Consider the following 13,084-nt stretch of genomic DNA (forward strand, 5'->3'; position numbering starts at 1 on the left):
CCGGCAGCGTCAGCCGCCCAGCTCCTCGCCCACGGTGTGCACACGGATGGAGTTGGTGCTCCCGGACACTCCGGGCGGCATTCCGGCGACGACGACGAGGTTGTCTCCCTCGTCGACCTGGTCGGCGGCCTTGAGCACCACGTCCACCTGGTTGATCATGTCGTCGGTGTGCTGCACCTGCGGCACGGTAAACGTCTGCACGCCCCAGCTCAGCGCCAGCTGGTTGCGCACCACCGGCACCGGGGTGAAAGCCAGCAACGGGATCGCCGAACGCAGGCGGGACATCCGCTTCGCCGAATCCCCTGACTGGGTGAAGCACGCGAGGTACTTGACTCCGAGCGTCTCCCCGATCTGCGCAGCCGCCTTGGTGATCACCCCACCACGGGTGTGCGGGGTCGCGCGCAGCTTGGCGATCCGCTCGAGGCCGTGCTCCTCGGTGTTCTCGATGATCCGAGCCATGGTGCGCACGCAGTCGAGCGGGTACTCACCCACGCTTGTCTCGCCAGAGAGCATCACGGCATCGGCACCGTCGAGCACCGCATTCGCACAGTCGGACGCCTCCGCACGCGTGGGCCTCGGCGAGCTGATCATCGACTCCAGCACCTGCGTTGCCACGATCACCGGCTTGGCGTTGCGCAAGCAGAGCTCGGTGGCGCGCTTCTGCACCATCGGCACCTGCTCGAGCGGCAGCTCCACACCCAGATCGCCCCGCGCGACCATGATGCCGTCGAAGGCATCCACGATCTCGGGCAGGTTCTCCACCGCCTGCGGCTTCTCGATCTTCGCGATCACGGGGACAGTGCGCCCCTCCTCGGACATGATCGCGGCGACATCCTCATAGTCCGCCGCCGAGCGCACGAACGACAGGGCGATGAAGTCGGCGCCCTGCTGCAGCCCCCAACGCAGGTCCTCGGCGTCCTTCTCCGACAGTGCCGGCACGTTGACCGCCACACCCGGCAGGTTCAAGCCCTTGTTGTTCGAGACCGGCCCAGGTACCTCCACACGAGTGGTGACCCGGGGGCCATCCACCGAGGTGACCCGCACGGTCACCCGGCCGTCATCGATGAGGATCGCGTCACCGGGGTTCACGTCGCCCGGCAGGCCCTTGAAGGTCGTCGAGACGAGCTCCTTGGTGCCCGGCACGTCCTCGGTGGTGATGGTGAAGGTGTCGCCCTCGGCGAGATAGTGCTTCCCGTCCGTGAACCGGCCCAACCGGATCTTCGGTCCCTGCAGGTCTACGAGTACGGCGACCGCGCGCCCCGATGCCTCAGCGGCCTCACGGACCCGCTTGATCACGGCGGCATGAGCATCTGCATCGCCATGGCTGCGGTTGATCCGCGCCACGTCCATCCCGGCGTCGACGAGCGCCTGGACCATCTCAGGGGACTCCGTCGCCGGTCCCAACGTGCACACAATCTTGGCTCTACGCATACCTCAAACCTTATGCCTTCCGACCGACGCGCGAGACGTCCGGCCACGCGGGCGTACACCCGTGTACCGGGCGTTCGTCCTGAATTGCCCATCCGTACACCGGATGGCTGTGTTCGTCTCTTGAGGCCTCAGACAGTCACCTGCATCGTCGTCGGCTCGATCGGGGCCGGCAGCTCGGTCTGGCCACGCAGGTAGGTGTCCACGGCTGCCGCAGCGGATCGACCCTCGGCGATGGCCCACACGATGAGGGATTGTCCACGGCCGGCGTCCCCCGCCACGAACACCTGCTCGCGGGAGGTGCGGAACTCCTCGTCGCGGGTGAGTCGTCCGCGCTGGTCGACCTCAAGCTCCAGCTGGTCGACGAGCCCGTCGGTCTGCACGCTGGTGAAGCCCATGGCGAGCAGGACGAGTTGCGCCGGGATGGTGCGCTCGGTGCCTTCGACCGGCTCCGGGCGCCCGGAGGACATGTCGACCTCCACCACGCGCAGCTCCTTGACGCGCCCGTTCTCGTCGCCGACGAACTCGACGGTGGACGTGGCGTAGACCCGCTCGCCGCCCTCTTCGTGGGCCGAGGAGACCCGGTAGATCATCGGGTAGGTGGGCCAGGGCTGGCCCGCCGGACGGTCGTCGCTCGGGCGCGGCATGATCTCGAGCTGGATCACGTTCTTCGCGCCCTGGCGCAGTGCGGTACCGAGGCAGTCGGCGCCGGTGTCGCCGCCGCCGATCACCACCACATCCTTGCCCTCAGCAGTGACCTGACCAGGCACGTCCTCACCGAGCGCGGCACGGTTGCCCTGGGGCAGGTAGTCCATCGCCTGGTGAACACCGTCCAGCTCACGGCCCGGGACCGGGAGGTCCCGGCGCACCGTGGCGCCCATCGAGAGCACCACGGCGTCGTACCGTTCCAGCAGGTCGGTGCCGGTGAGCTGGCCCTCTCCGCCGATCTCGATACCCGGGCGGAACCGGGTACCTTCGGCCTCCATCTGCTCCAACCGGGCGTCCAGATGACGCTTCTCCATCTTGAACTCGGGGATGCCGTAACGGAGCAGACCCCCGATACGATCGTCCCGTTCGTACACCGCCACCGTGTGACCGGCGCGGGTGAGCTGCTGGGCAGCGGCCAGCCCCGCCGGACCGGACCCGATCACGGCCACGGTCTGGCCCGTGAGCTGCTCGGGAACCTGCGGGGTGACCAGACCACGCTCGAACGCCTCGTCGATGATCGAGAGCTCGATGTTCTTGATCGTCACGGCCGGTTGGTTGATCCCGAGCACACAGGAGGTCTCGCACGGCGCCGGGCACAACCGCCCGGTGAAGTCCGGGAAGTTGTTGGTGGCGTGCAGCCGCTCGATGGCCTCGTCCCATCGCCCGGTGCGGGTGAGGTCGTTCCACTCAGGGATCAGGTTGCCCAGCGGGCAGCCGTTGTGGCAGAACGGGATGCCACAGTCCATGCAGCGGCCGGCCTGCCGCGTCAGCGCTGCGGCATCCTCCTCGCGCTTCTCATAGACCTCGTTCCAGTCCATGATCCGGACGGGGACGGGGCGCCGGGTAGGCAGCTCCCGCTCCCGGACCTTCAGGAATCCCTTGGGGTCAGCCACGGGTCGCCTCCATCACTCGGTTCCACACGTCGGGTTCGGCCACGTCGACACCGTCGGCGCGGGCGTCGGCCAGCACAGCGTTCACGCGGGCGTAGGCGGGCGGCAGGACGCGGGTGACGCGTCGCCGCACCTCCTCCCGGTCGCCCCTCAGGGCCTCCGCTACCTGCGAGCCGGTGTGCTCGTAGTGCCGGGCGAGGAGGTCCATCACGATGTTCAGGTCCTCTTCGTCCAACTCGGACAGGGAAAGGTCGCCGGCCGCCAGCGCCGGACCGTTCATCAGATCCGGGTCGAGGTCGAGTACGTAGGCAGTGCCGCCGGACATGCCGGCGCCGAAGTTGCGCCCGGTCGGACCGAGCACCAGCACGGTGCCGCCCGTCATGTACTCGCAACCGTGGTCGCCCACGCCCTCGACCACAGCGGTCGCACCGGAGTTGCGCACGCAGAAGCGCTCCCCGACGACGCCGCGCAGGAAGATCTCCCCAGCCGTCGCGCCGTAGGCGATCACGTTGCCGGCGATGACGTTGGAGGCAGCCTCGAAGGTGGCGTCCTCGGTGGGGCGCACGATCACACGCCCACCGGAGAGTCCCTTGCCGACATAGTCGTTGGCGTCACCCAACAACCGGATGGTGACCCCGGAGGTGAGGAACGCACCGAGCGACTGCCCGGCGGAGCCGTGCAGCGTGATGTCAATGGTGCCGTCCGGAAGGCCCTTGGCGCCGTGCGCTTTCGTGACGGCGTTGCCCAGCATCGTGCCGACGGTGCGGTTCACGTTGCGGACCTGCTCGGTGATCTGCACCGGCGCACCGGTCTCGATGGCCGAGCGGGCCTGTTCGATCAGCACGTTGTCGAGCGCCTTCTCCAGCCCGTGGTCCTGCCCCTTCACACACCGTGGGGCCGAACCCTCGGGCAGGGTCGGCTGCACCAGGATCGGGGAGAGGTCCAGCCCGGAGGCCTTCCAGTGCTCCACGGCTGCCTTGGTGTCCAGCGCGTCGACGGCGCCGATCGCCTCGTCCAGCGACCTGAACCCGAGCTGAGCGAGGTACTCACGCACCTCCTGCGCGATGTACTCGAAGTACGTCACCACGAACTCGGCCTTCCCGGAGAACCGGGTGCGAAGCTCGGGATTCTGCGTCGCGACACCGACGGGGCAGGTGTCCAGGTGGCACACCCGCATCATCACGCAACCAGAAACGACCAGCGGTGCGGTCGCGAAGCCGTACTCCTCCGCACCGAGCAACGCCGCCACGATCACGTCCCGACCCGTCTTGAGCTGACCGTCGGTCTGCACCACGATCCGGTCGCGCAGGTTGTTGGCCACCAACGTCTGCTGGGTCTCCGCGAGACCGATCTCCCACGGACCACCGGCATGCTTGAGCGAGGTGAGCGGGCTCGCCCCCGTCCCGCCGTCATGCCCGGAGATCAGCACGACGTCGGCGTGTGCCTTGGACACACCAGTGGCGACCGTCCCCACGCCCACCTCAGAGACCAGCTTCACGTGCACCCGCGACTGCGGGTTGGCGTTCTTCAGGTCGTGGATGAGCTGGGCGATGTCCTCGATCGAGTAGATGTCGTGGTGCGGCGGCGGGGAGATGAGCCCGACGCCCGGGGTGGCGTGCCGGGTCTTGGCCACCCAGGGGTAGACCTTGTTCCCGGGCAGCTGACCACCTTCACCAGGCTTGGCACCTTGAGCCATCTTGATCTGGATGTCGTCCGCGTTGACCAGGTAGTCGGAGGTCACCCCGAAACGGCCGGAGGCCACCTGCTTGATCGCGCTGCGGCGCTTCGGGTCGTAGAGACGGTCCTCGTCCTCACCACCCTCACCGGTATTCGACTTCCCGCCCAGCTGGTTCATCGCGATCGCCAGGGTCTCGTGCGCCTCGACGGAGATCGAGCCGTAGCTCATCGCCCCCGTGGAGAACCGCTTCACGATCTCGCTGACGGGTTCCACCTCGTCGATCGGGATCGGCGCACGCACGCCCTCCTTGAAGTCGAACAGGCCGCGCAGCGTCATCAGGCGCTTGGACTGTTCGTCCACCCGTGAGGTGTAGTCCCGGAACACGTCGTAGCGGCGGTTCCTGGTGGAGTGCTGGAGGCGGAAGACCGACTCCGGGTCGAACAGGTGCGGGTCACCCTCACGACGCCACTGGTACTCGCCACCGACGTCCAGACGACGGTGAGCTGGGGAGATTCCGCTGCGCGGGTACGCCGTCGCGTGCCGGGCGGCCACCTCGGTGGCGATGACGTCGAGGTCCACCCCACCGAGCGGGCTAGCCGTGGCGGTGAAGTACTTGTCCACCAGCTTCTGGGACAGGCCGATCGCCTGGAAGACCTGCGCACCCCGGTAGGAGTGCACGGTGGAGATGCCCATCTTGCTCATCACCTTGAGCACGCCCTTGCCCAGGCCCTTGATGAGGTTCTTCACGGCCTGTTCGGGAGTGACCCCCTCGACCACGCCGGAGCGGACCAGCTCCTCCACGCTCTCCATCGCCAGGTAGGGGTTCACCGCGGCGGCACCGTACCCGATCAAGAGGGCCACGTGGTGCACCTCGCGGACGTCTCCGGCCTCCACCAGCAGCGAGATCCTGGTCCGGGTCTGCTGACGGATGGTGTGGTGGTGCACGGCCGCGGTGAGCAGCAACGACGGGATCGGCGCCCACTCAGAGTTGGACTCGCGGTCGGAGAGCACGATGAAGCTCACACCGCGCTCGATCGCCTCGTCGACCTCGGCGAAGATCTCCTCGAGACGCGCCTCGAGCGACTCGGCGCCACCGGCCACGCGGTACAGCCCACGGATGGTCACGGACTGGAAGTCCTTGCCCGGGCCACGGGTGCGCTGGATGTGCCTGATCTTGGCGAGCTCGTCGTTGTCGATCGTGGGGAACGGCACGATGAGTTTGCGTGCATGATCGCCGATGTCCGCGAGCAGGTTCGGCTCGGGGCCGATCGCACCACCGAGTGAGGTGACGAGTTCCTCGCGGATGGCGTCCAGCGGCGGGTTCGTCACCTGGGCGAACATCTGGATGAAGTAGTCGAACAGCATCCGCGGACGTGCCGAGAGCACCGCGATCGGGGTGTCCGTACCCATCGAGCCGAGTGCCTCGGCACCAGTGGCCGCGATCGGACGCAGCAGAATGCGCAACTCTTCCTCGGTATAACCGAAGGTCTGCTGACGGCGCAGCACCGAGCTGCGCGAGTGCGCCACGTGCTCCCGGTCCGGCAGGTCCTCCAGGCGCACCAGGTTGTCCTCGAGCCACTGCGAGTACGGGTAGGCGTCGGAGAGCTCGCCCTTGATCTGTGCGTCCTCGATGACCCGGCCCGAACCGGTGTCGACGAGGAACATCTTGCCCGGGGAGAGCCGGCCCTTGCGGGCGATCTTGGACGGTTCGATGTCGAGCACTCCGGCCTCGCTGGCCAGCACCACGAGCCCGTCATCGGTGATCCAGTATCGCCCCGGGCGCAGCCCGTTGCGGTCCAGCACGGCACCGATGTACCGGCCGTCGGTGAAGCACATGGCGGCCGGACCGTCCCACGGTTCCATGATCGTGGAGTTGTACTCGTAGAACGCGCGCCGCTTGGCGTCCATGGAGGCGTGGTTCTCCCATGCCTCCGGGATCATCATCAGCACGGCGTGCGGGAGCGAACGGCCCCCCAGGTGCAGCAGCTCGAGCACCTCGTCGAAACTGGCCGAGTCGCTCTGTTCCTCGTCGCAGATCGGCAGCAGCGCACTCATGTCGCCCAGCGCGTCGGAGGCCAGTGTTCCCTGCCGCGCGGCCATCCAGTTCCGGTTTCCACGCACGGTGTTGATCTCACCGTTGTGGGCCACCATCCGGAACGGGTGGGCCAGCGGCCAGGACGGGAAGGTGTTGGTGGAGAAGCGGGAGTGCACGAGCCCGATCTCGCTGGCGAAGCGCGCGTCCGACAGATCCGGGAAGAAGGGCTCCAGCTGGGTGGTGGTCAGCATCCCCTTGTACACCAGCGTGCGACTGGACAGCGACGCGAAGTAGACACCCGCCGTGTGCTCGGCGCGCTTGCGGAGACGATAGGCACGCCGGTCGAGCTCCTCACCGGACAGTTCGCGATCAGGCGCGGCGACCACGAGCTGCCGGAAGGTGGGCATACAGTCGCGTGCCATCTGCCCGACGAGCCCATCGGTGGTCGGCACATCACGCCAGGCAAGGACCTCCAGGCCCTCCTCGACGGCAATCTCGCCGACCAAGGTGGCGGCCTCGGCCGCCTCCTTGCTGTCCTGCGGCAGAAAGCCCAGGCCGATGGCATAGTGTCCCGCTGCGGGGAGCTCAGCATCCACCACGTCGCGCACGAACGCGTCCGGAACCTGGGTCAGGATCCCTGCCCCGTCGCCCGAGTTCTCCTCGGCGCCCACCGCACCGCGGTGATCAAGGTTCGCCAACGCCGTCAGAGCAGCATCGACGATGTCGCGGCCGGGAGTGCCACGCATGGTCGCAACGAAGGCGACACCACACGCGTCGCGGTCCCGAGCGGGGTCGTACAGACCCTGCTTCGCAGGTGCCGCACTGAAACGCTCGTAGGGGCTCACGCCCAGCGGGGTGCTGTTCATCCGACCATCCTCACCACCGCAAGGATTCGAGGGCGATCCTGCGGCATCGATTACGTACTGCTGGGACGCCGTCGACCCATCTTCTACCTAAACTTTACCGTGCTTGTGTGTCAGCACGCGTATCTGACCCGGACGGGCGGTCGGACGGCGGATGCCCAGTGGCGGTGCATCCGGGACGATATCGCACCTGTCAGCGCGGAGCGTCGTTCCGACCTTCATCCGAGGCGACAGTCTCATCAGGCGAACCGCTCGCGGACGACGACGGGGCCGCCGAACCCGATAGGTCCGGCTCCGTCCCGCCATCACTCCCGTCAGTTCCGGCTGCACCGTCAGCGTGCTGCTGCTCCACGTCGGGCCCAGCCGTATCCGCCGTGTCAGCAACGTTGACCGAATCATGACCGGAGTCACCATCAGCGTCGCCGGAGTCGGTGTCGGTGTCGGTGTCGGTGTCTACACCGTCATCAGTGTCGTCTTCGGTATCACCCGCGTCGGGCTCGTGTCCGGGCAGCCACGGCGACGGCTCCCGTTCGGGATGCCGGCGGGAGAGCACGATGAAGATCACCACTGCCACCAGGCCGACCAGGATCGAGGTCCACACGTTCAGCCGGAGCCCAAGGACCATCTCCGCCTCGTCGATGCGGAGCATCTCGATCCAGACACGACCGAGTGTGTAGACCACGACATACAGCCAGAACACACGACCGTGCCCGAGCCGGAACTTCCGGTCCGCCCAGACCAGCACAGCCGCCATGGCGAGGTTCCACACCAGCTCGTACAGGAACGTCGGATGAAACAGGGTGCCGGCGGGGTAGTCCATCCCTTGTGCCGCAAGCACGGACGGGTCGATCTGCAACCCCCAGGGCAGCGTCGTCGGCGCACCGAAGAGCTCCTGGTTGAAGTAATTGCCGAGCCGGCCGATCGCCTGGGCGATCAGCACGGCAGGCGCCATGGAGTCCACCACCGTGGACAGACGTAGCCCGGCACGCCGGAGCGCGATCCAGACGCCGATGGCACCCGCTGGGATAGCCCCCCAGATGCCGAGCCCACCGTTCCAGATCGCGAAAGCGTTCCAGGGGTTCCCGTCCGGCCCGAAGTAGGCGTCCGGGGAGGAGAACACGTGGTAGATCCGGGCTCCGATGATGCCCAGCGGCACCGCGAGGAAGATCGCATCGAGGATCGCCCCCTCAGGGCCGCCCCGCGCGCGGTAGCGACGCACCGAGATCCATGCGGCGACGGCGATCCCGGCGAGGATCGCGATGGCATAGGCACGGATCGGCAGTGGCCCCAGGTACCAGGTGCCCTGCGAGGGGCTCGGGATCCCCGCGGCTACGACCGTGGCCTCCCGGGCAAGGGAAACCGCAGCGGTCACCGCCGTCACGAGACGGCTCCCGTTCGCGATGCCGCGCGCACACCGGTCGCCAGGTCGGCGGTCAGCGTCCGCAGATCTGCCAGGGCGGCGGCGCGGTCAGCGTCGGCGCGCAGCAGTGTGCGCACCAGCGCCGAGCCCACGATCACCCCGTCGGCGTACCGAGCGACCTCCTCGGCCTGCGCGGCCGTGGACACTCCCAGCCCCACGCACACCCGCTCCGCTCCCGCTGCGCGTGTGGCCGCCACGAGCGCCTCGGCGCGATCGCCCACAGCTGCGCGCGCGCCAGTGACGCCCATCGTGGATGCGGCATAGACGAACCCGCGCGAAGCGGCCGCCGTCAGGTGCAGGCGCTCGGTGGTGGAGCTCGGTGCCACCAGGAACACCTTGTCCAGACCGGCTCGGTCAGCCGCAGCGGTCCACGCGCCTGCCTCGTCCGGAATCAGGTCCGGAGTGATGAGGCCGGCGCCACCCGCTTCGGCGAGGGCATCGGCAAAGGCGTCCACCCCGAAGCGGTGCACCGGATTGAAGTACGTCATCACCAAGGTCGGTGCCCCGGTCTCGGCCACCTCACGCACAGCGCGCAGCACGTCAGCCACGCGGGTACCGCCGTCCAAGGCCGCCTGCACGGCCTCCTGGATCACCGGTCCGTCCATCCCCGGGTCGGAGTACGGCAACCCCAGCTCGACGATGTCTGCTCCTGCCTCGACGGCAGCGCGAGCGGCAGCGATGGAACCGGCCACATCGGGGTAGCCCACCGGCAGGTACACCACCAAGGCGGCTCGCCCCTCGGCTCGGGCGGCATCGATCACAGCCGCGGTCTTGGAGGCGATCACCTCAGTCACAGGGACTCCTCCTTCACGTCTGCCGGGTCCACCAGGTCGAACCAGGTGGCGGCGGTCGCGACATCCTTGTCCCCTCGCCCGGAGAGGGAGACCAGCAGGACGATCTCGTGCGGGTCGGTCCGGTCGTCACCGGACGCCGCGGCGTCGGCCAGCTCGTTGCCCAACCGCAGCGCGCCAGCGAGGGCGTGCGCGCTTTCGATCGCCGGGATGATCCCCTCGGTACGGCACAGCAGCTCGAAGGCGTTCATCGCCTCGGCGTCGGTGACCGGCCGGTACTCGGCTCGGCCGATGCTGGCGAGCCAGGAGTGCTCCGGACCCACCCCCGGATAGTCGAGGCCGGCAGAGATGGAGTGGGACTCGATCGTCTGGCCGTCCTCGTCCTGCAGCAGGTACGAGCGAGCACCGTGCAAGACCCCAGGGTCACCCGCGGTGATCGTGGCCGCATGCCGGCCCGTGTCCACCCCGTCACCCGCGGCCTCACAGCCGATCAGCCGCACTGGATCGTCGAGGAAGGCGTGGAACAGACCCATCGCGTTCGATCCCCCGCCCACACAAGCCACCGCAGCGTCGGGCAGGCGGCCCAGCCGATCCAGCACCTGAGCGCGTGCCTCCTCGCCGATGATCTTCTGCAGATCCCGGACCAAGGTGGGGAACGGGTGCGGGCCGGCCACGGTTCCGAACACGTAGTTCGTCGTGTCCACGTTGGCGACCCAGTCCCGGAACGCCTCGTTGATGGCGTCCTTGAGGGTCCGAGAGCCGGTTGAGACCGGAACCACCTCCGCGCCGAGGAGTCGCATCCGTGCCACGTTCAACGCCTGACGGCGGGTGTCCTCCTCGCCCATATAGATCGTGCACTCGAGGCCGAAGAGTGCCGCCGCGGTCGCCGTGGCCACCCCGTGCTGGCCGGCCCCGGTCTCCGCGATCACCCGCGTCTTCCCCACCATCTCGGTCAGCAGTGCCTGTCCGAGCACGTTGTTGATCTTGTGCGAACCGGTGTGGTTGAGGTCCTCCCGCTTGAGTAGCACGCGCACTCCCCCAGCGTGCGCAGCGAACCGCGGCACCTCCGTCACCGGGCTCGGCCGGCCGGTGTAGTCACGGTGTAGGCCGGCGAGTCGCTCGCCGAACTCCGGGTCCTGCTTGGCCTTCTCCCAAGCGGCGGTCAGGTCGTCCAGCGCCGCGATCAGTGCCTCCGGCACGAACCGACCACCAAAGTCCCCGAAGTACGGGCCGACGGCCTCGCGCAACGCGTGTGCGGCCTCTGTGCTCATCTCTGCTGCCCCTGCCCGAGAGTTCATCGAGAACGCACCGCTCGTAGGGCGGGGTGCGCCCCGGCCGCCACCATGTCCGCCACCGCGGCGCGCGGGTCGCCCTGGGTCACCAGCGCCTCACCCACGAGGACCGCGTCAGCTCCGGCGCGTGCGTACTCGAGCACGTCGTGGGGGCCCCGAACGCCGGACTCGGCCACGGTGACGATGCCAGCGGGAACGTGCGGCGCAACCCGGGCGAAAACCCCGCGATGCACCTCGAGCGTATGCAGATCCCGAGCGTTGACACCGATCACTCGCGCCCCGGCATCCACCGCGCGGAGCACTTCCTCCTCCGAGTGGACCTCGACCAGCGCCGTCATACCGAGCGAGTGCACGCGGTCGACCAAGGAGGTGAGCACCGTCTGCTCGAGCGCCGCGACGATCAGCAGCACGAGATCGGCCCCATGCGCGCGGGCTTCCCAGACCTGATAAGGCGCCACGACGAAATCCTTGCGGAGCACCGGCACGTCCACCCGGGCGCGCACACCGGCCAAGTCCTCCAACGACCCACCGAAGCGCCGTCGTTCGGTGAGGACGCTGATGGCGCTCGCCCCGCCGCTCTCGTAGTCAGCGGCCAGACCGGCCGGATCGGCGATCTCGGCCAGCGCACCCTTCGACGGGCTGGAACGCTTCACCTCGGCGATCACCGTCACCGCGTCTTCCTGGCGCAGCGCGTCGATAGCGTTCTTCGCCGATGGTTGCGCGTCCGCCTGACGCTTCACCGCGTCGAGCGGGACGGCAGCCTCACGGGCGGCCAGATCCTCTCGGACCCCGCTGACAATGTCTTCCAGAACGGTCACGATCCGCCTCTCGCTCGGTGTGCTCCCAATGGTAGGTGCTCACCGTGAGCGCCCGAGCCACCCGCCCGCGTACCGAGCAGAGACGCCACTGCTTTTCGCGCCACTCAGAACATGTTGTACATGTCGCCGTAGGCGACGCCGATCACCGCGAGGACGATCAGCACGATCGTTGCCGCGATCCCGACGAAGCCCAGGATGATGCCGGCCAGGGCCATCCCGCCGTTGCTGGCACGCCCCTCGGCCACCGCCTTGCGCGCCATGAATCCGGTGATCACCGCACCGATCGCAGCCAGCCATCCCACCCACATGCAGGTGAGCACGATCCCGCCGATCCCCAGACCCAGCGACCATCCGCCCAGGGCGTTGTTCTGCCCGCCGACCGGCGGGTATCCGCCGCCGTAGCCGGCATACGCGCCCGGAGCTTGGTACGCGCCCGGTGCAGCGTCGTAGGGCCCCGGCACACCGCCGGGCTGTCCGTACTGCCCGGGCTGGGGGTACTGCCCGGGCTGCTGCCCCGGTTGTCCGGCGGAATCGCCGTAGGGGCCGGGCTGACCTGACGATCCGCCGTAGGGGCCGGGCTGTTGCCCCGGGGAGCCGTACGGCGACGACGGGTTCGACGACCCGCCGTACGGGTCGTTCTGGCCGTATGGACCGTTGCCCTGACCGGGGGGCGGATAGCTCATCTCTTCACCTCTCACACATGATGGGCCGCTAGGGGCCCAGGAACGGTTGCACAGCAGGGATGTTCCGCACCACCCAGAACATCGCCACCAGGATGCCCAGCAGCGGCAACCACCGCGGCAGCGCCAACTTCGGCAGGTTGCGCCAGGACCGCACCGCCCACACCAGCCACAGCACCGCGACCACGGGCAATCCGACCGCCAGCATGGGGTTGGCGTCCCAGGCAGCGACGAGATCCCCGGTCGCCAGGGCGTAGGTGGTGCGTAGACCACCGCACCCTGGGCACAAGTACCCCGTCAACAGCAGGAACGGGCACATCACAGGGCCGCCATCGTGCGGTTCCATCAGGACCACCACGGCGGTCCCGACCACGATCGAGGCGCCGAGTACCGTCGGTGCGATCGTGTCGCGCTTCGCACGCGCGTGGCCGTGCGTCACCGGTGCAGCCTGCTCGACCGACTCCGGTCGATCAGTCTGCAT

Annotated in this window: 9 protein-coding genes; all 9 read right to left on the minus strand. The window is 68.3% G+C overall.

The window, feature by feature from the left end:
- Window positions 1-9 precede the first annotated feature (9 nt).
- The 9 genes from pyk to BLU77_RS08315 all read right to left on the minus strand — a co-directional run bounded on the left by pyk (window position 10) and on the right by BLU77_RS08315 (window position 13,084).
- Window positions 10-1,431 carry a pyruvate kinase gene (gene pyk / locus BLU77_RS08275; protein WP_089772497.1) on the minus strand — a complete coding sequence of 474 codons (1,422 nt, stop codon included), beginning with the start codon at window positions 1,429-1,431 and terminating at the stop codon, window positions 10-12.
- Between the two features lie 128 nt (window positions 1,432-1,559).
- Complete coding sequence (locus BLU77_RS08280; RefSeq protein WP_089772498.1) at window positions 1,560-3,029, minus strand: glutamate synthase subunit beta; 1,470 nt, start codon at window positions 3,027-3,029, stop codon at window positions 1,560-1,562.
- On the minus strand, window positions 3,022-7,605 hold the full coding sequence (gene gltB, locus BLU77_RS08285) for a glutamate synthase large subunit (protein ID WP_089772499.1): 4,584 nt from the start codon (window positions 7,603-7,605) through the stop codon (window positions 3,022-3,024). Before gltB ends, BLU77_RS08280 begins: the two co-directional genes overlap by 8 nt.
- 190 nt (window positions 7,606-7,795) lie before the next feature.
- Complete coding sequence (lgt, locus tag BLU77_RS08290) at window positions 7,796-8,983, minus strand: prolipoprotein diacylglyceryl transferase (RefSeq protein WP_342741459.1); 1,188 nt, start codon at window positions 8,981-8,983, stop codon at window positions 7,796-7,798.
- A complete protein-coding gene (gene trpA / locus BLU77_RS08295; RefSeq protein WP_089772500.1) occupies window positions 8,980-9,816 on the minus strand; it encodes a tryptophan synthase subunit alpha in 837 nt (278 codons plus the stop codon). Before trpA ends, lgt begins: the two co-directional genes overlap by 4 nt.
- Window positions 9,813-11,084, minus strand: a complete 1,272-nt coding sequence (trpB, locus tag BLU77_RS08300) for a tryptophan synthase subunit beta (protein ID WP_089772501.1) — start codon at window positions 11,082-11,084, stop codon at window positions 9,813-9,815. Before trpB ends, trpA begins: the two co-directional genes overlap by 4 nt.
- 23 nt (window positions 11,085-11,107) lie before the next feature.
- A complete protein-coding gene (trpC, locus tag BLU77_RS08305) occupies window positions 11,108-11,923 on the minus strand; it encodes an indole-3-glycerol phosphate synthase TrpC (RefSeq protein ID WP_089772502.1) in 816 nt (271 codons plus the stop codon).
- Window positions 11,924-12,027: 104 nt separating this feature from the next.
- Window positions 12,028-12,606: a DUF4190 domain-containing protein gene (locus BLU77_RS08310; RefSeq protein WP_089772503.1), complete on the minus strand. Its 579-nt coding sequence runs from the start codon at window positions 12,604-12,606 to the stop codon at window positions 12,028-12,030.
- Window positions 12,607-12,634: 28 nt separating this feature from the next.
- Window positions 12,635-13,084 carry a DUF2752 domain-containing protein gene (locus tag BLU77_RS08315; RefSeq protein WP_089772504.1) on the minus strand — a complete coding sequence of 150 codons (450 nt, stop codon included), beginning with the start codon at window positions 13,082-13,084 and terminating at the stop codon, window positions 12,635-12,637.

This window comes from Ruania alba, assembly GCF_900105765.1.
GTDB classification, from domain to species: Bacteria; Actinomycetota; Actinomycetes; order Actinomycetales; family Beutenbergiaceae; genus Ruania; species Ruania alba.

What these genes read in the sequence shown, in the direction of transcription:
- trpB (WP_089772501.1), bottom strand. Translation starts at nt 11,084, where the DNA reads ATGAGCACAGAGGCCGCACACGCGTTGCGCGAGGCCGTCGGCCCGTAC.
- BLU77_RS08310 (WP_089772503.1), bottom strand. Translation starts at nt 12,606, where the DNA reads ATGAGCTATCCGCCCCCCGGTCAGGGCAACGGTCCATACGGCCAGAAC.
- gltB (WP_089772499.1), bottom strand. Translation starts at nt 7,605, where the DNA reads ATGAACAGCACCCCGCTGGGCGTGAGCCCCTACGAGCGTTTCAGTGCG.
- pyk (WP_089772497.1), bottom strand. Translation starts at nt 1,431, where the DNA reads ATGCGTAGAGCCAAGATTGTGTGCACGTTGGGACCGGCGACGGAGTCC.
- BLU77_RS08315 (WP_089772504.1), bottom strand. Translation starts at nt 13,084, where the DNA reads ATGCAGACTGATCGACCGGAGTCGGTCGAGCAGGCTGCACCGGTGACG.